This window comes from Acidicapsa dinghuensis (assembly GCF_025685685.1).
Lineage (GTDB): Bacteria > Acidobacteriota > Terriglobia > Terriglobales > Acidobacteriaceae > Acidicapsa > Acidicapsa dinghuensis.
The window spans coordinates 51,337-69,573 of the sequence record NZ_JAGSYH010000005.1; the positions used below are offsets into that span (position 1 = coordinate 51,337).

9 protein-coding genes and 1 tRNA gene are annotated in these 18,237 nt (G+C 54.3%); 2 read left to right on the forward strand and 8 right to left on the reverse strand.

The features are described from left to right. The first annotated feature begins 1 nt into the window (after position 1). Together OHL22_RS15140 and OHL22_RS15145 are read left to right on the forward strand one after the other, a co-directional pair. On the forward strand, positions 2 to 2,116 hold the full coding sequence (locus tag OHL22_RS15140) for a VWA domain-containing protein (protein ID WP_263339039.1): 2,115 nt from the start codon (positions 2 to 4) through the stop codon (positions 2,114 to 2,116). 17 nt (positions 2,117 to 2,133) lie between these two features. After that, positions 2,134 to 2,208, forward strand: a tRNA-Gly gene (locus tag OHL22_RS15145). A 107-nt stretch (positions 2,209 to 2,315) separates the two neighbouring features. Here OHL22_RS15145 and OHL22_RS15150 read toward each other — a convergent pair. The 8 genes from OHL22_RS15150 to OHL22_RS15185 all read right to left on the reverse strand — a co-directional run bounded on the left by OHL22_RS15150 (position 2,316) and on the right by OHL22_RS15185 (position 18,234). Then, complete coding sequence (locus OHL22_RS15150) at positions 2,316 to 4,766, reverse strand: ABC transporter permease (RefSeq protein WP_263339041.1); 2,451 nt, start codon at positions 4,764 to 4,766, stop codon at positions 2,316 to 2,318. A 105-nt stretch (positions 4,767 to 4,871) separates the two neighbouring features. Further along, on the reverse strand, positions 4,872 to 6,380 hold the full coding sequence (locus OHL22_RS15155) for a sensor histidine kinase (protein ID WP_263339043.1): 1,509 nt from the start codon (positions 6,378 to 6,380) through the stop codon (positions 4,872 to 4,874). Beyond that, positions 6,370 to 7,791 carry a sigma-54-dependent transcriptional regulator gene (locus OHL22_RS15160; RefSeq protein WP_377819505.1) on the reverse strand — a complete coding sequence of 474 codons (1,422 nt, stop codon included), beginning with the start codon at positions 7,789 to 7,791 and terminating at the stop codon, positions 6,370 to 6,372. Before OHL22_RS15160 ends, OHL22_RS15155 begins: the two co-directional genes overlap by 11 nt. Before the next feature lie 3 nt (positions 7,792 to 7,794). Next, positions 7,795 to 9,726 carry a TolC family protein gene (locus tag OHL22_RS15165; RefSeq protein ID WP_263339046.1) on the reverse strand — a complete coding sequence of 644 codons (1,932 nt, stop codon included), beginning with the start codon at positions 9,724 to 9,726 and terminating at the stop codon, positions 7,795 to 7,797. Positions 9,727 to 9,860: 134 nt separating this feature from the next. Next, positions 9,861 to 10,562 carry an ABC transporter ATP-binding protein gene (locus tag OHL22_RS15170; protein ID WP_263339048.1) on the reverse strand — a complete coding sequence of 234 codons (702 nt, stop codon included), beginning with the start codon at positions 10,560 to 10,562 and terminating at the stop codon, positions 9,861 to 9,863. A gap of 38 nt (positions 10,563 to 10,600) precedes the next feature. Beyond that, a complete protein-coding gene (locus tag OHL22_RS15175; protein ID WP_263339050.1) occupies positions 10,601 to 13,138 on the reverse strand; it encodes an ABC transporter permease in 2,538 nt (845 codons plus the stop codon). A 20-nt stretch (positions 13,139 to 13,158) separates the two neighbouring features. After that, positions 13,159 to 15,708 (reverse strand): ABC transporter permease, encoded by a 2,550-nt coding sequence (locus OHL22_RS15180; protein ID WP_263339053.1) that lies wholly within the window; start codon positions 15,706 to 15,708, stop codon positions 13,159 to 13,161. A gap of 18 nt (positions 15,709 to 15,726) precedes the next feature. Then, a complete protein-coding gene (locus tag OHL22_RS15185; protein WP_263339055.1) occupies positions 15,727 to 18,234 on the reverse strand; it encodes an ABC transporter permease in 2,508 nt (835 codons plus the stop codon). Positions 18,235 to 18,237 lie beyond the last annotated feature (3 nt).

Consider the following 18,237-nt stretch of genomic DNA (forward strand, 5'->3'; position numbering starts at 1 on the left):
CATGCGCACATTGATTGCATCTGCGCTTCTTGTTGCCTTTGCTGCCGGCGCGCAGGAGATTGGCACGAATACGCCTGCGGGGCAGCAGGATAAGAACTTTACGCTAGCGATGCAGTCGCAACTTGTTGTAGAAGCAGTGGAGGTGAAAGATAAGCAAGGCAAATTCATTCCAGGATTGACGGCAAAGGATTTTGTACTGACCGAAGATGGCGCATTGCAGACAGTACGCTTTTGTGAGCACCAAGATCTGAGCGCACAATCGAAACCGCTGCCGGCGATGAAAGCCGCGGACGAAGACATCAAGATCTACAATCGGCTGGTGCGATCGCAAATTACACCAGAATCGGTGGAGACAAATCGATACAAAAACCGCAGATTGCTCGCGTTCTATTTCGATATGACAACGATGCCGCCGGGAGATCAGTTAAGAGCTATCAGCGCGGCGGAGAAGTTTATTCGTACACAAATGACCAGCGCTGACCTGATTGCGCTAATGCGCTACCAGGGTGGGTCAGTGGACATTTTGCAGGATTTTACGGCTGATCGGAATCGGCTGCTAAGCATTCTGGAAACGATGATCGTCGGTGAGGGGCAGAACTCGGCCAATGAAGTAGACGACGCGAGCAGCGCCGATACCGGTGCGGCGTTTGGCCAAGACGATAGCGAGTTCAATGTCTTCAATACGAATCGTCAACTCTCTGCGCTCGAAACGGCAGCGAACATACTGGGCCATGTGAACGAAAAGAAGGCGCTGCTCTATTTCGCCAGTGGGCTACGGCTGAACGGCATTGATAACCAAGCACAGCTGCACGCAACAGTAGACGCAGCGATCAAAGCGGGCGTTTCGTTCTGGCCGATTGATGCACGCGGACTCGTGGCGGCAGCACCGCTGGGCGATGCAACCCACGGGTCAGCAGGTAATTCCGGCATCTACACCGGTGACGCAGCAAGCGCCACAGTAAGCGATTTTCAGCAGTCGCAAGACACTATGTTTGCTCTTGCAGGCGACAGCGGCGGCAAGGTGCTACTGGACAATAACGACCTGACGCGGGGGATCGTGCAGGCGCAGGGAGCAACGCAAGACTATTACATTCTCGGCTACTACACGACAAATACAGAGAAGAATGGTCGTTTCCGACGTATCAAGATCTCGTTAGCAGACAAGATCGCAGCAGATCTGAGTTATCGCGAGGGATACTACGCGGATAAGGAATTTGCAAAGTTTAATTCGGTTGATAAAGAGCGGCAACTTGAGGACGCGCTGATGCTGGAAGATCCGATAACAGATCTAACCATCTCAATGGAAATCGACTACTTCCAGATCAATCGTGCCGAATACTTTGTACCTGTGATCGTGAAGATTCCTGGAAAGGAGCTGGCACTGGCCAAGCACGGAGGAGCGCCGCGCACGTTAATTGACTTTGTGGGCGAGATTAAGGATACGGTGGGTGGCACCACAGTCACGAATGTGCGTGATCATGTGAACATCAAGCTCTCTGATGCGACCGCGACCGAACTGACTAAACGTCCTATCGAATACGACGCGGGATTCACCCTGCTTCCCGGCAGCTATATGATCAAGGTTTTGGCGCGCGATGACGAGACGGGAAGAATCGGCACCTACCAGACATCGTTCACGATTCCCAATCTCAACCGCGTACGGGATCGCGTAGCAATGAGTTCGGTGGTGTTGAGCAGCCAGAAAGTGGCGCTGAGCGATACGTTGTACGACGCAACCAAAGCAAAAGAGCGAGAGAAGGATGACGCGGTAAATCCGCTTGTAGCTGGCGGAAAGAAGATGATTCCAAGCGTGACACGTGTATTCAACACTGGGCGTGTCGTGTATGTGTACTTCCAGGCCTACAGGCAAACATCCACGCCGAGCACAGAGCCGTTGTTTGCGTTTGTAAACCTCTATAAAGATGGCAAGAAGACTTATGAGACTGAGCCCGAACGGATTGTTCCAAGTGCAAGCCGATTAGGAACGATGTCGATGTCGTTCAATCTGGATGTTCACACTCTCGAGCCTGGCAAATATGACTGTCAGGTGACGATTCTCGATCCGGCCGGGCAGAAAGCTAACTTCTGGCGCGCGCCTATTATGCTGGTAAAATGAAGTAGAATACCGTTGATGCGGGAGTAGTTCAGTGGCAGAACGTCAGCTTCCCAAGCTGAATGTCGCCGGTTCGATCCCGGTCTCCCGCTCCAAAACGTTATCGAACATTTAATGCATTACGTGCCCTGCCGGCAAGAAGCAATGCATGCCTTGTCTGTTGACTGTCGTAATGTAAGCGAGCACTTTTCAGTTTGGATAGCTACTCGCTCCGCAACACTACCTGCGGATTGACGCGTGACGCTTTTCGGGCTGGAACCCAGCAGGCGAGCAGAGCCACGATTAGCAAAAATACCGGGACCACGATAAATGTAATGGGATCGTGATTTCCGATCCCATACAGAACGCTGGAGAAAAGCCGAGAGATTGCGATAGCTCCTGGAATGCCCAAGCCAAGAGCAATGATTGCAAGCATGAGGCCCTGCCTCAGAATCAAGCTTTGGACCTTTAAGGCTTGTGCTCCAAGCGCCATGCGGATACCAATCTCACGTGTGCGCCGCCCGACAGAATAACTCATCATGCCGTACAACCCGACGGAGGCCAGAATCAGACCGATCGCACCGAAGACACCAAACAACGCTGCGGCCAATCGAGGCAGGAAGAATGCTTCATTCATGTGTTCTTCTATGGTTGCGATATTGTACACAGCTATCGAAGAGTCGAGAGTTCGCACAGTCTGACGCGCCTGCGCCAAGGTTGTGCCTTCATCTCCTGCATATCGGATCACAAGGGTATACCCCATCGTTGCCGGATCGTAGCTTACTGTCTGGTCCAGTGAACGAAACAGCACAGCCCGCGCTGACTCCCCCAGGGTTCGTGACTTGATATTTCCGGCCACGCCAATAATCTGATAGATAACGCCTCCTCCAGATACCAGTTGTCCGATAGGATTTTCCGAACCAAAGACCTGCTTCGCAAATTCCTCATTCACAATTGCGGCTTTCGGTCCAGTCGTTACTGATTCATTTCGAAAGTCCCTTCCCGTAATTCGAGGAATGCCCATTGTCTCCAGATATCCCGGCGTCGCCATATAAAGCTCGGTATTCACTGGTTGCCTATTGGCCCCAGTATCATTTTTGGTTTTCACCACCGCAGTGAATCCGTCGCTTCGACCGCCACCGCTAAGCGGCAGCGTGTCGGTTATCACGGCTGATTGCACGCCAGGCTCACCCGCTATCCGATCACGCAATTCGTGCAGAAATGCAACCGTACGCTCTGGCGAATAACCGTTTACGCGTGGATCAAGCTGCATACTGACCATCCCATGTGTGCGAAATCCGATATCGATGTTTGCAGCATTCTGGAGGCTCCGCAGAAAAAGACCTGTCGCAGTCAGCAACACGGCGCACATCGCCATCTGAACCACAATCAGCGCACTACGCAAAGTAATTCTGCGCCCAGGTTTCGCGAGGGGATCCTCCCCCTTCAATGCGTTCATCAACGCTGGCCGCGAGGCTGCCCAAGCGGGGATCACGCTGAACAGAAAGCCCGCACCTACGCTTAGCACAAATGCAAATAAAAGCACACGCCAATCAACAGTAATCGACATATCGAGAGGCACGGGTGCTGGAATGCGAAAGGCCGACAAAGACTGAGTAGACCAAAGCGAAAGCAAAACACCCAATACGCCTCCACTGAGTGAAAGAACAACTGACTCCAACACCATCTGCCTTAGAATGCGACCCCTGGTTCCTCCAAGAGCGAGGCGCACTGCCATCTCTTTCTGCCGTCCAACGGTTTGTGCCAACAGCAGGTTCGCTACATTAGCACATGCAATGCAAAGCACGAGCATGACAACCACAGATAGAGCGGTCAGAAAAAGAAGGACGACCGTCTTCATTCGTGGAGGCAATGCTCCTGCCTGGTCAAGCCGGAATCCATTGCCTTTGTCCGTCGCTGGATATGCAACCGCCAGCCTACGAGCGATAGTGTTTAGTTCAACTGAGGCCTGTTCGCGAGTTACACCAGGGTTCAGTCTCGCAACAACTTGCAGCCAGTGCTGTTCTCGCGAGTGCTCGTCAAGCGACTCTGCAACGAGTGAATGAACATTCCCTAGCGGTACCCAGAAGTCTGTATCCAGGACGAGATCAAGCCCATGAAATCCCTTGGGTGCTACGCCAATTACCGTGTAGGGCCGTCCAGACACGGTTATCTTTCGTCCTACGATGGAAGGATCTGCCGCAAAACGCGTTTGCCAGAGCCTTCTACTAAGAACGACCACCTGCTGATCTTCTTCTTTGGGCAAAAATCCTCGCCCCAAGGTCATGTACGATTGCAACACGTCGAAGAAGTTCGCTGTCGCAGCTTGTCCCCAACTTCGCAGCGGTTCACCGCTGCCACTAATTGAAGCAGGCACAAGTTCATAATAGGCAGCTATTCCACGGAACGATCTCGCCTGATCCCGCACATCTTCATAAATTGGCTCAGGGAAAGCGTTGCAGCATTGGTCTCCATCATGGAGCGTGTGCAATGCGAGCAGTGTAGATGGATCACCGGCCGGCGTTGGCCGCAGCACAAAGCGACTCACCATAGAAAAGATGGTTGCGTTTGCAGCAATCCCTAAGCCGATCGAAACAATTACCGCCGCTGCGAATCCCTTTGAACGTGAAAGCCTGCGAATAATGTACGCGAGATCCTGCTGCACCGTGCCCATGCGGAGCCCTCCAGTGCGTTGTACGGTCAAGGACGCAATGATGTTCCAACAAATCTAATATAGGAATAAAAATTGACCTGCACACAGGTGAATCGTGAGACGTAGTCAAGAAATTTCGCGAGCAGTGGTGCGCAACGGCAGCCGAAGGCATGCCTTGCATCCGTGAGTATCCGTTCTGTTCAACAGTTGTACTGAACCGCCATGCCCTAGTGCAATCTGCTGCGCGAGCACAAGTCCTATTCCAGTTCCTTGAGGTTTGGTCGTATAGAAAGGTACAAAGAGGTTGTCTGCATTCGTTAGACCGGGACCATTGTCGAGGATCGTTATCATTACTTCTTGAAATCCTGTCTCCCATAGAATCTCGACGCACGGATCAGGTAGCGTAGCTGAATCCACATTTTTTTCGGCGAGAGTCGCTATGGATGCCGCATCCGGGCTGAGGGCGGCTTCGGCCGCATTACGCACAAGATTAATCAGTGCATGAGCGAGTTGATCCGGATCGGCATCTAGCAGCACGTCGTCCGTGTTCCTTATCGTTACCGGTAGACGCGTCTCTAACTTTGCAATTCTGCCGATCACCCCCGCCAACGAAATTTGCTCTAAATTCGGGGTTGGCAAACCTGTCAACTCGCGATAAGCCTGCAAAAACCGGTTCAACGACTCTGCGCGATCTTCAATTACTTCCAATCCGCGCGCGAAATCCTCATCGTCTTCTGAAAGAGCTCGGCTCACGCTGAACCGACCACGCAAGCTCTCAGCGATTGACTTGATCGGCGTCAACGAGTTGTTTATCTCATGTCCGAGCACGCGAATCAGACGCTTCCACGCCAACCGTTCTTCCTCACGTAGTGCCTCACTCACATCGGAGAGTACAAACAACGTATGTGGAATGCCGCGCAATCGGAACTTACTGCGTTTTACCACCCATCTTTCTGTGTGCTGTGGATCGCCCACGGAAAGTACATCATTATCCTCTGCGCGCAGCAGCCGCTCGACATCCAGCTTGCTGCTATTTGAGCGAACGGCCGAACGCTGCACGCCACGAGGCAGTAGATTAAATGCCCGCTCAGCAGCCGCATTTAAAAGCTTCAGCCGCCCATCCGGATCAAACGCCAGGACTGGAGATTGCATGGATTTCATGACTCGCTCGACCAGAGCCATCGCTTCCATGGCACCAACACGCTGCACCTGCAACATGCCGGCGAGTGCATTGATTTCGAGTGCGAGATCGCCCATTGCGTCGTAACGTCTGGCGCCGCGCGCGCGAAAGGAATAATCGTCTTCACGTAAAGCAGCCACCACATTCGCCAACGTCTGCAGGGGGCGAATGACATGCTCCATCACGAGCGAAACGAGAAACATCCAGGAGAAAGCGGTGGCAGGCAGAGCTATCCAGACAATCGATGAATCGACATGATGCTGCCATAACTCAAGCGCTATCAACCCAAAGGCTGGCAGTCCCATTAAATAAAGCCAAAGACGCAAGGCGCGCTCAAAGCTCAACCGTCTGCGCGAGCGCCCTAATGCTATGCGCTTGCGCTTGACTACAGGCAGCTGCAAATCTCCCGCATCGTCGTCAAACTCGTGATACGCGGTCGTCTCGCTATAGGCCATATTTCTCAATGCGACGGTAAAGCGCTCCGCGGCTCAGGCCTAGCGCTTCCGCTGCCTGGCTCACATTACCGCCAGCCCGTGCCAGGGCTTTGCGTATCAGGATAGCTTCTACGGCCTCAAGACTCATATCGTCCATCGAAGCAGCAGTTGCTGTACTGCGTTGTCCGTGAAGGCCAAGATCAACAGCTTCGATTAGCTCTCCACGAGTCATCAACACAGCCCGTTCGATGGTGTGATCCAGTTCACGCACGTTACCCGGCCATGCGTATTGCATCATCATTTGCAAAGCTGCGGGCTCGATGCCCTGAATCTGTCTTCGGTAGCGTGTCGCATGTCGAGCGAGAAAGTGACCAGCCAACGCCGGCAGGTCTTCGCGTCTCTCGCGCAGCGGAGGAAGGTGAATTTCAACCGTGTTCAGGCGAAACAGTAAATCTTCGCGAAACCGCCCTTCGGCTGCATCTTGCCTAAGATTTGCATTTGTTGCTGAGAGCACGCGCGCGTCTACTGAAATGGTGCGTGAGGAGCCAACGCGCTCCAATTCGCCCGTTTCCAGCACGCGCAGAATCTTCGCCTGCTGACGCACCGGAATATTCGCAATCTCATCGAGGAATAGCGTGCCACCATTCGCCAACTCAAAGCGTCCGATGCGGTCTGTGCGCGCGTCAGTGAATGCGCCCTTTACGTGGCCAAACAGCTCGCTCTCAAACGTCCCCTCCGGCAGCGCTCCCGTGTTCACAGCTACAAGTGTGCGTGAAGCGCGGGACGAGAGCCGGTGCAACATTTGCGCTACTACTTCCTTACCCGTGCCGTGCTCTCCGGTAATCAATACATTCGCATCCGACGGCCCTACACGCGACATCGTCTCCAATACCTGACGCATGGACTCAGCCGAAGCAATAAAGTCCGGTGCCCCCGGCGCGCGCAGTATCCGATTCTCCGCCTCGAGCCATTGCGTGCGCCGCTGGCTGCGGTGTAATTCCATTTGCGTGCGAAGGATGCTTAATAATCGAGCATTTTCCCACGGCTTTTGAATGAAGTCGCCTGCGCCACGCCGCATAGCTTCCACAGCTAGATCGATATTGCCCCAGGCAGTCATTACGATCACGGGTAGCTGTGCATCGATCTCCTTGATACGAGCTACAAGTTCCATTCCCTCCTGACCGGAAGTAGTGTCGCGTGTGTAATTTAAATCGATCAGCACACCGTCAAAGCTCTCGTGCATCAACGCCTCAAGTAACAGCGCCGGAGTGCGCACCATCTCCAGCTTGTAGCCTTCGGGCTTCAGCAGCAGCCGCAGAGCCTCGAGAATTTGCGGCTGGTCGTCGGCGATGAGAAGCCGGAATGGCCTTTCAGCTCCGTCGTTCGATCGATTACCGGTGTTCATGGATACCGCCAGTGTGTCAGTCTGCATTGCTTACTGTCCAGTTGGGCTTGGAGCCGTCGGAGACGCCGGTGCAATCGGCGCCGAAGCGCCATTAGCCGACTTCGCCTGCTCGATCGAGATGCCATAGTTTTGCAGCGTGGTCCCCGTAACATAGAGCATCTGAACCCGAGCTTTAGCGAAATCAGTTTCTGCCGTCACGAGTGCATTTTCCGCGACCGCCAGATCATGCTCAGCAGAAAGCGTCTGTTGATTCGATCCAGACCCGAGCTGTTGTTGCTTCTGCGCGATATCCAGCATCTTCGCAGCGAGATCACGCGCTTCGCGTGCAGCATCCACTCGACTTGTGCCTTGCTCCAGCGCGAACCGCGCGCTGCGCACTTCGATACGTACGCTCTTCTTTTTCTCTTCCAGGCCAACCTGCGATTGACGGTATTCAAGCTCCGTGCGGTACTGGTCGGCTTTTGCCACGCGATTACGCAGGGGGATGCCAAGCTGGAAGCCAACCTGGTATTCGGGAGACGAATAATTGAAGGCGTTCAGCGCAGCTCCTCCATAGCCATTCGATGAAGTTATGGTGCCAGCAGGAGCGGTAGAAGTGAGCGGACCCGAGTATCCGGTACCGCTAAGATAGCCGTAGACGGAGAGTGAGGGCAGCAGGTTGTTGCGCTCCGTCTTGCGGCTAAGTTCGCTGTTCTGCAGGTTCAGCTCCTGCTCCTGCACGTCGGGGCGGTTCTTGAGCGCGTCCGCAATCATGTCAGGAATGGACTCCGAAGGGATTGCCGTATCAGTAACAATATGATCAACCGGAACTACCGGCATGTCCTCAAGAACCGGATCGTCGAGGCTGCGGGTAATGGCGTTCTTCATGTACAGCTCTTGCTGTTCGAGAGTGGTGCTAGCTACCGTCAATTCTTGCTTGCGCGTAGCCAGGTCGCTTTCCGCTTTGAGCACATCAGTCTGCGGAATGGCCTGCAGCTCGAGTTGTTTGCGGCTCTTGTCCAGCGTCTCGTTGGCGAAGTCTACCGAGCGCTGATTTACCTGCGCTGTGTCATACGCAGCAACCAGATCCCAGTAAATATTGCAGATTTGCGTGACGGTTGCGATTACCTGGGCACGGAAAGCGATATCAGAGACTTTCTTATTGGTTCGAGCGATGCGCAGATAGCGCAGGTTTGGCCCGAAACCAAAGCCGGCCAGCAGCGGCTGCGAGGCATAGATTTCGCCAAAGGAAAAAAACTGCGGATTGTAGGCATAGTTGGGGCTGTTGAAAGTCTGACGGTTATTGTTCCAGACGGCCTGAATATAACCGCCGGTTGGGAACGCCTGGTTATAGGTAAAGTTCGCCGCCACCGTATTGTCATGAACGACGGGAACACCGTAGAGCACTTGGTTGTTGACCGCCTGCGTCAGGTGGTCAACGTCGGTCTGCACGGTGATATAAGGATCGAAGTTGGAAACCGACGAGCCGCCCCCGAGAGTCGACGTCACAATACCGCCATTGCCGGCTCCCGCGCCGCCAGCGCCGAGCGAGGTACCGCCCGCACCCGCTCCACCACCACCAGATGTGCTCGCGCCGCCTGGTGTCCCGGAGACGACGCCTGTGTTGACGCCGCGCGGATATGCACCTGCTGCGCCACGCAGAACATCGAGCTGCGCGATGGGCAGGTTGTAGCGCGCGATGACCATATCGAGGTTGTCTTCGAGAGCCAAGTCGATGGCATCTCGCAGGGTCAAATAGATTTTGCCGTCTTTGACGAAGGAATTGAGACGCGGCGAGTTGGCCATGTTCACGGGCGGCACCGACTTACCACGATAAAAATCGAGCGGGTTCATCGACCGCTTCAAAAACAACTCGAACGGCACACTCACCGTCGAAGTCGTCGATTCGTTCGGTGTTGGCGCTGGAGACGCGGTTTGCGTTGAAGGTGCGTTGGGAACAGGATTTTGAGTGGTCTGCGCCATAACCGAAATCGCACCCTGTGCAAATAACGTTGCGCTGCAAACGGACGCGATTACCTTCGAAAAAAATCGCGTTGAGCCTGTAACGGATGTCTTCCTATCGATTGTCGGATACATAGATGTGCGTTTCGAAAAATTCACGATTGGACCCCTACCGGTTGCGCAATTCCTGCGGTATCGGAATACAGCCATCCATCCCGCAGTTCGATAATGCGCGAACCAAATTTAGCGTTTTCTTCCGAGTGCGTGACCTGAATGATGGTCGTGCCCTCTTCGTTGAGTTTCTTGAACAGTTCCATAATTTCCCGAGCCTGCCCGGAATGAAGATTGCCCGTAGGCTCATCTGCAAGCAGAAGGCTTGGCTTATGAATGACTGCCCGTGCAATGCCTACCAACTGCTGTTGGCCACCTGAGAGTTGGCTTGGAAACAGGTCTTTCTTGCCTACGATTTGAAACTTATCCAGCGTGTCGGCAACCAATGCCTGCCGCTCAGCACGCGGAATGTCCTTGTATGAAAGCGGCAGGTCGATATTCTCGGCGACACTGAGATCATCGAGCAGGTGATAACTCTGGAAGACCATGCCCGTACGACGTCGCGCCAATTCGGCGCGCTGTTTGCGATTCATACGATGCACCGGCTCGCCATCGAAGAAAAACTCCCCTTTCCATTGGTCGTCCAGCATCGCCAGCACATTCAATAACGATGACTTTCCTGCCCCAGACGGTCCCATGATCGTTACAAATTCACCGGGCTTGATGGTGAGATTGACGTGCCGCAGCACCCAGGTCTCCGTGTGCCCGGTACGATAGCTTCGTTCGATTTTGTTCAGTTCAATCATTGTTGTGCTCAACTCCGTTCCTCATAAAAACTGCAGGACTACTCTGTTCTCAATGCTTCGATTGGGTCAATTGAAGCGGCGCGGCGCGCGGGGATTGCCGCGGCTATAGCCACCATTAGAGCGCTGATGGCGATACACGCCAGCAGCGTAATAGGGTCACCTGGCTGCACTCCATACAGCTGGCTGCGCAGCAGTTTTGATAGCAGAAATGCCGCGGGCAGAGCTACCGCTACTCCGATTGTGGCGGTCAGCGCCATCTCTCGCAGCACTAACACAATCATGGAGCTTCGCTGTGCGCCCAGCGCCATCCGTACGCCGATCTCGCGTGTCCGTTGCTTTGTCGCGTAAGCCAGCACACCGTAAAGACCGACCGCCGTCATAAGCATCGCCAATGCGGAGAAACTCATCGACAGCGTAGCAAGTGCACGTTGATTCGAGATACTGATATCGATCTGCTGATCCATCGTGCGAATCGAATCGACCACTAGTTTCGGATCAAGCCGACGAATGCGTTCGCGAATCTCGTTCTCTACCAATTCCGGCTTCTGCGCAGTGAGCGCATACATCTGCAGACCAAACGTGTTGGTAAATTGTGAATATGCCTGATAGACGGTGCCCACCGCCGCGGCCTGCATATTTTCATGCCGCACGTCGCCAACGACACCCACGATGGTGATGTCATACTTTTCGTGGTCACTGGCGCCCGCTCCTATCAATCTGCCGAGCGCATTCTGTGGAGAGCCGTAAAAGCGCTTGGCGAACGTCAGATTTACGACCGCTACTTTTGGACTGCCCTTGGTGTCGGCATCTGTGAACTCACGTCCTGCAAGAATCGGCTGATGCAGCGTCGCGAAGTAATTGGACGTAATCCACGGACTCTCGAAGTTCATACTTTCATCTTCGGGAGCTATGTGTCCCTGCACTGAATAGTTCGATGTGCTCGAGTCGCCGGAAATTTCAGGGTCAGTTGTACCGGCAGCCTGTGATATTCCCGGTAAGCCGCGCAACCCATCTACCACATCTTTATCAATCTGCTGCACGCGATCACCACTGTAGCCGGCCAACGATGGATCGATATCGAAAGTTACCAGGTGCGCTGTCTCGAATCCTATATTCTGACCGCGAAGGTTCGTCAGTGTACGCAGAAATAGTCCGGCGCAACCCAGTAGCAGCACAGTGAGTGAAATCTGCAGACCTACGGCAATCTTGCGAAATCGCTGCGACGCTCGCGAGGCGGTTCCGCTGTTCTGGCGCAACGCTTCAGCAAGCCTGGGTTTCAGAAATTGGAGTGCCGGAACTACGCTGAAGAGCAGCGTTACCAACAAGGAGAGCCCCAGCGCATATAGAAGCACGCGAAGATCGACTGCGGTCGAGAAAGGCCCTTGCTGCGTTGGGTCGTCGTTATCTGCGATCATTTGAACAAGCGCACGGGCAATGAGCGGCGAGAGCGCCACGCCAGCGACCGCTCCACAAAGACCCAGTACGCCACCTTCGACAAAGAGTTGCGAAACAATCTTTGATCGCGCGGCCCCCAACGCGTATCGCATCGAGATCTCGCGCACACGGCCTGCCGCCCTGAGAAGTAGTAAGGTGGCAATATTGATTGCGCACATTGCCGCCAACACACCAACCATACCCATCAGCACGTATAGTGGTGTCTTCAGATCATCACGCTTCGGCATAAATCCCGTGGAGTCGTCCTTCACAAACAGGCGAGTTTCATCGAGAAACCGGTGCTTGAACTGAGCCGATGTGTTACCGTATCCCGTCAGTTCCTGAGCACGCAGCGAATGCCAAAGAGGTCCGAGACTCGCCTCAGCCTGCTGGCGAGTGACGCCCGGCTTGAGACGTGCGATCAGCGTCAGCCACACTGATTTGTGATTATTCAGATCATCCCGCTGCGCTGTCCATGGCATCGCAACTTCTGACATCGTGATCGGAAGGAAGACCCCCGGCGTGTAGTTGTCTATTGCGCTCTGAAACCCCTCAGGCGCTACACCCACGATTGTGAACGGCTGGCCATTAATCAGTAGTGTCTTACCCGATACATCCATTGAAGAATTGAATCGCGTCTTCCAATAGTCATACGCCAATACCACGACCGGATTTGCGCCCTTTGTCGTATTGTCGGCATCGGTGAAGAGACGGCCAACGATTGGGTGCAGCCCCAGCACTTCGAAATAGTTGCCACTCACAATCTCTGCTTCCTTGTCCTCTGCCCGGTTTTCCCAGGAGACACCCACACTATTGCGTACCGCGGCGAGCATATCGGTAAATGCCGTATTCTTCTCGCGCAGATCTTTGAACATTGGATAAGAAAAGTAATTGTGGCGGCCCGGAGTTTCGCCACCAAAGCTGCTCATAGAGCCGGAAAACGCACCCGTCCATTCGAAACGCACCAGTTCCTTGGGGCTTTGCACAGGGAGCATGCGCAGAAGTACCTGATCGAAGATCGTGAAGATCGCGGTATTCGCAGCAATTCCCAAGGCGAGCGTTACGATCACAGTGGCCGCAAAGCCTGGCGCCCTGGCCAGTTGCCTGAATGCATATCGAATATCCTGAAAAATCCTGTTCATGAAGCCTCTCCAACCTTTAACTATTCGGTGCGTAAAGCCTGCATTGGTTCAATCGAAGCTGCTCGTCGTGCTGGGATAAATCCAGCGATCAATGCGCAGCAGCACAAGACGACGACGCCAGCAATCATGGCCGTGGCATCATATTCACTCACGCCGTAGAGCTGGCTTTTCATGTAGTGGCCGGCCAGTAATGTTGATGGTATCCCCAGCGCCAGCCCAAGACCGATTTGCCACGCAACGCTGCGCAACACAAGCTGCACCACGCGTCCGCGAGTCGATCCTAACGCCATGCGGATGCCAATCTCACTCGTGCGCCGCACGACGAGGTAGGATGTTACGCCATACAATCCAACCGAGGCGAGAATCAGCGCCAGCACACCGAACAGCGTTGTGAGCCGAGCCAGCAGTCGGTCCTGATCGAAATTGTCAGCGACCTGAGCATCTAGCGATCGCAGATCATTGATCGTCAGGTTGGGATCGATGCTTGCAAGCGTTCGGCGAATCAGTGCATCGGCATCCTGTTGAGGCCGGTTAAATCGCAGCATGATCGAGTTTGCATACATAGACTGATCTTCCGTGCTGATAAAGCCAGATTCTGTATACGGCTTGTAATACTGCGTCATCGGCCGTAGATATACTGGCCGCGGCTCTTCTTTTGGGTTGTTGATTTTGAAATCTTTGAAAACTCCGATAATCTCCCAGCTTCCCGAATACTTTACGTCATCAATGCCGAAGTGCCGCCCGATGGGGTCCTGATTGGGAAAGAAACGCTTCACAAATGTTTCATTGACGATGGCTACGGGCAGCGAGGTCGCCGTGTCCTGGTCGGTAAACTCACGTCCTCGCACCTTAGGCACTCCAATCACATCGAGATATCCGGCGCTCACGCGATCCCACGTAGAGCCGCAGTGCTCTCCTGGGCGTGGCGCGGGATGCCCTTGTTGGATAATGCACTCACCCCAGTTATCGCCCTCAAGCGGGCTATACATCGCAAGCCCGACTCCGGTCACGCCGGGCAATGATTCAAATCGATTCTGAATCTCGTGATACAGGGCCGGAAGGCGATCCAACGAGTACCCTGCTCCGTGCGGATCAAAATGAGCCACATATCGATTTTCAGTGTGAAGACCAAAATTCTGATGCTCAAGCTTATTCAGCGACTTCGTCATCAACGCCGCGCCCACAAGCAGCACAAGTGACAGTGCGGCCTGAAATACAACAAGCGCCTTCTGCGGCAGCGAGGAACGATCGCTTGTTGATCGGCTTGATCCACGTAGTACCTCGGCTGGCTGCGCGTGCGTTGATATCCAAGCCGGAGTAGTTCCGAAAAGAGCTCCTGTGAGCAGTGAAATGCCGAATGCAAATCCGAGCACCTGCCACGAAGGTGTCGCGCTGACCGGCAGATGTTTTGCTCCCGGAAAAGCTAGGATCAGAATCACGCGCGATCCCGCGTACGCTACAGCAAGGCCTACTAGGCCGCCGATGAGGCTCAGCAAAACACTTTCAGTGAAAATCTGCCGAACAAGTCGGGATCGGCCTGATCCAAGCGCCATGCGCAGTGATACTTCTGCCTTGCGCGCTGTTGCTCGCGCCAAGAGAAGATTGGCAATGTTGGCACAGGCAATCAGCAACACGACGCTCGATAAAATCATGAGCATCGTGAGTCCGTCGCCTGCTTCCTGCTGCAGATTCTGGATGCCCCCGCCCGCGGGTACAACCGTGACGTGCTGCTTCGGAATCTCAGCAGACGCTCCATTCTCTGTATACACAGGCCGCGTCTTCATCCACTCCCGCATCGTTGCCGAGAGCTTCGCCTGTAATGCTGGGATCGGAGTGCCTGGCTTCACGCGTCCTACAGCGTAAAGGAAGTTCGAATCGGGATGATGCAGAATCGATCCGTTGCCTGAGATCGTCGGCTCCGTATTCAGCGGAATCCAGAACATGGGCGGATTCCCCGTGATGCGGTCACCAAAGAATCCGCGTGGCGCAATGCCAATCACTGTGAACGGATGTGTCTCTACAGAAATCGTCGAGCCGACAATCGATGTATCGCTTGCAAACTCGTTCTGCCATCCCTCATAACTCAACACCACAACAGGCGCAGCACTGGGTGTATCGTCACTATCAGAGAACACACGGCCAAGGTAAGACCCGATGCCAAGAGTTGAAAAGTAATTGCCGGACACGTATTCGCCGGTCAGTTCCTTAGCGATTTCGTTGCCACGCCGTACGCTGAATCCGCCAAAGCCCGCGCGCATTGCAGCTAGCTGCTCAAACTCCGGAGCAGACTGTTTGAACTGCAGATATAGATCGTACGAGTAAATATCGAAGTCGCCATTGTCGCCGACGAATCCGCCTTCCACGCAGCAGTCGTCTTTATCGCCGATGCGGTAGAGCTGGTTGGGATCGGAGAAAGGCAGCGAACGCAGCAGAATGCCTTGAACAAGCGTGAAGATTGCGGCATTCGCACCGATACCGAGCGCCAGCGTGATCACTGCCGTCAGCGTAAAGCCCGGCGATTTGCGCAATTGCCGCAATCCATAGCGCACATCCTGCCAGAGCTTATTCATCGTTCTCGTCCTCGCTCCCTACTCGGCTCTCAACGCCTGCATTGGTTCGACAGCAGCCGCACGACGTGCAGGCATCCAACTGGCAATTACGCTCGCTGCCAGCACCACAACCAATGCCAGTAATACGCCCTCTGCGCCGTTCATAATCACATGCGATGCTGCAGCGGTCATCTCGTCCGCGGGATCTATGCCAGCATCAGATAACAAATGATTGACGACCGGGCGCATCCACCAGCTCATGGCAAGCCCAAGCCCAACGCCCACACTTGCCAGCATCAGGCCGTGTGTAAGAAAGCGCTGCAGAATAGCTCCACGGCTTGCGCCCAAAGCCATACGCACACCGATCTCTCTGGTTCTTTGAGTCACCTGATAGCTCATCAACCCAAACATTCCAATCACCGTCAGCACCAGAGCAAAAGCAGAGAAGCAAGTAGCCAGTACAGAAAAGAAACGCGGTACTTGAATCGAGTCGTCAATTACAGCCTGCATGCTCGTCATGCGAGTCACTGGGATCTCGGCATCCGCCTGCGCCACAGCCTTCTCGATTGGCTCGGCGAGATTCAGATGCGCCGCTGTTCTCACCGCAAATGTTGTGGGGAACCATCCGTTGATCATGGCCATGAACTTGTCATCGAGCTGCGTCATTGGCCCATAAAGCACGATGCCGTCACTCTCGACCAGCGAATGCATCTGCACATCGGCCACAACACCGACAATGCGGCATCGGATGTTGTTGCCACCCAATCGGACCATCTCTCCGATAGGAGATCTGCCGGGCCACCACTTCTTTGCAGCCGCTGCCCCAATCAACACGACGTGATCGCTGTCAGCACGATCGGACTCGGCTATGTCACGGCCAGCAAGTAGAGATATTCCCATTGTCTGAAAATATCCTGGTGTAATCGCACGGAATTCAATGACCTGCCGCAGGTTCGGACGATCAGCCGGAGACCCGCCCATATTCAATCCGCGATCAAGTGGAAGACCATTCACAGCTGCTACGCGATCCACACCGGGCAGATGCTGAATCTGTTCTAGAACTGCTGTGACGAATTGCGTTGTCGTGCGCGTATTTGCGTAATGATCTCCCTTTAACGCGACTTGAAAGACCGTGAGCTGCCTCGGCTCCACGCCGGAAGGCAGTGCTTGAAGGTGCACAAATGTTCCGAGCAATATCGAAGCCATTGACACCAGCACCATCGCCAGCGCAACCTGTCCGACAATCAGTGCACGAGATAAACGTGCGTGTGAAACGGTCTGGCCTACCGACTGACTGCCAAGCCTGATCTCGTCACTTCTTTTACGCAAGATCAACCACGCGGGAAGCAATGAAAACACCACCATTGCAGCAAGCGAAACCACCATCACCGCCGCTGCAACTGGCAACAATCCGGGCTGATGATGCAGCTTCGGGATTTCGAGAGGCGCGGCGGTCAGTAGCATTTGTGCTCCGACACGTTCTACGACAAGTGCAAGCAAACCGCCGCCTAAAGAGAGAAGGAGCCCCTCGATCACCAACAAACGAAGTAATTGTCCACGCGTTGCACCGAGCGCGGAACGCACCGCAATCTCTCGCGACCTGCGCAGAGCTCGCGCAATCATCAATCCAGCGAGATTGAAGCATGCTACCAACAGCACTGCAATCACGGCACCCAACACCGTCAGCAGACTGCGGCGCACATCGCTCACCATCACATCCTGCAGTTTCCACACATGCAGTTCATGCAGCACTTTACCCGCGCGCACCCATTTTTTGTAACTGGGATATTGCTGGTAAAAAGGCTCATCAAGAGCGTTTAATTGCTGCTGAGCCTGATCGAGCGAAACTCCATCGCGCAACCGAGCATACATCTGGTAATTGTCGCCGTCGTAGCCAGAATCCTTCGGGCTTAGCTGCAGTGGCTCCCATAGATCAGGAGTGCCTGTTACTCCAGGTGCCGTTTCGCCACTTACTGTAAAACTCGCGGGCATCACACCGACAACCGTAAAGCTCTCCTGATTGATTCGCACCGTTCGTCCGACGATATCCGCGTCAGCTCCGAGTGTCCGCCGCCATAATCCATCGCTCAACATGACAGCCCGCGGGCCCTCCGGGGTGTCTTCTTCTTGTGTGAATGCACGACCGATAGCAGGCATTACGCCAAGCGTCGCAAAGTAATCCCTCGACACGCGCAATGCATGTACTTCAACCGCATGGCCGCCATTCACCGACAGGTTCGCAGGGCTCATGCCATCATCCATCACTGCAGTTGCACTAAAGGCCTGGTTGTGTGCCCGCACAAAATCAGCGACTGCTCCAACCTGCTCCGCATTGGCCGGAGTGCCTGGATAGCTCCAAGTCACTCCCACGAGCTGATCCTGATCTGAATAAGGCAAAGGTTGCAGCAGAACCATTTGCACCACCAGCAACACTGCTGCAGTCACCCCAATGCCGAAAGCAAGCGTGAGTAACGCTGTGACGGTAAATCCCGGCGACTTCCATAATTGCCGCGAAGCAAATCGCAAATCCTGCATCCATGCCGCCATAGC

Coding starts and splice junctions, on each gene's coding strand:
- OHL22_RS15140 (WP_263339039.1), top strand. CDS start 2: ATGCGCACATTGATTGCATCTGCGCTTCTTGTTGCCTTTGCTGCCGGC.
- OHL22_RS15150 (WP_263339041.1), bottom strand. CDS start 4,766: ATGGGCACGGTGCAGCAGGATCTCGCGTACATTATTCGCAGGCTTTCA.
- OHL22_RS15155 (WP_263339043.1), bottom strand. CDS start 6,380: ATGGCCTATAGCGAGACGACCGCGTATCACGAGTTTGACGACGATGCG.
- OHL22_RS15160 (WP_377819505.1), bottom strand. CDS start 7,791: ATGCAGACTGACACACTGGCGGTATCCATGAACACCGGTAATCGATCG.
- OHL22_RS15165 (WP_263339046.1), bottom strand. CDS start 9,726: ATGGCGCAGACCACTCAAAATCCTGTTCCCAACGCACCTTCAACGCAA.
- OHL22_RS15170 (WP_263339048.1), bottom strand. CDS start 10,562: ATGATTGAACTGAACAAAATCGAACGAAGCTATCGTACCGGGCACACG.
- OHL22_RS15175 (WP_263339050.1), bottom strand. CDS start 13,138: ATGAACAGGATTTTTCAGGATATTCGATATGCATTCAGGCAACTGGCC.
- OHL22_RS15180 (WP_263339053.1), bottom strand. CDS start 15,708: ATGAATAAGCTCTGGCAGGATGTGCGCTATGGATTGCGGCAATTGCGC.
- OHL22_RS15185 (WP_263339055.1), bottom strand. CDS start 18,234: ATGGCGGCATGGATGCAGGATTTGCGATTTGCTTCGCGGCAATTATGG.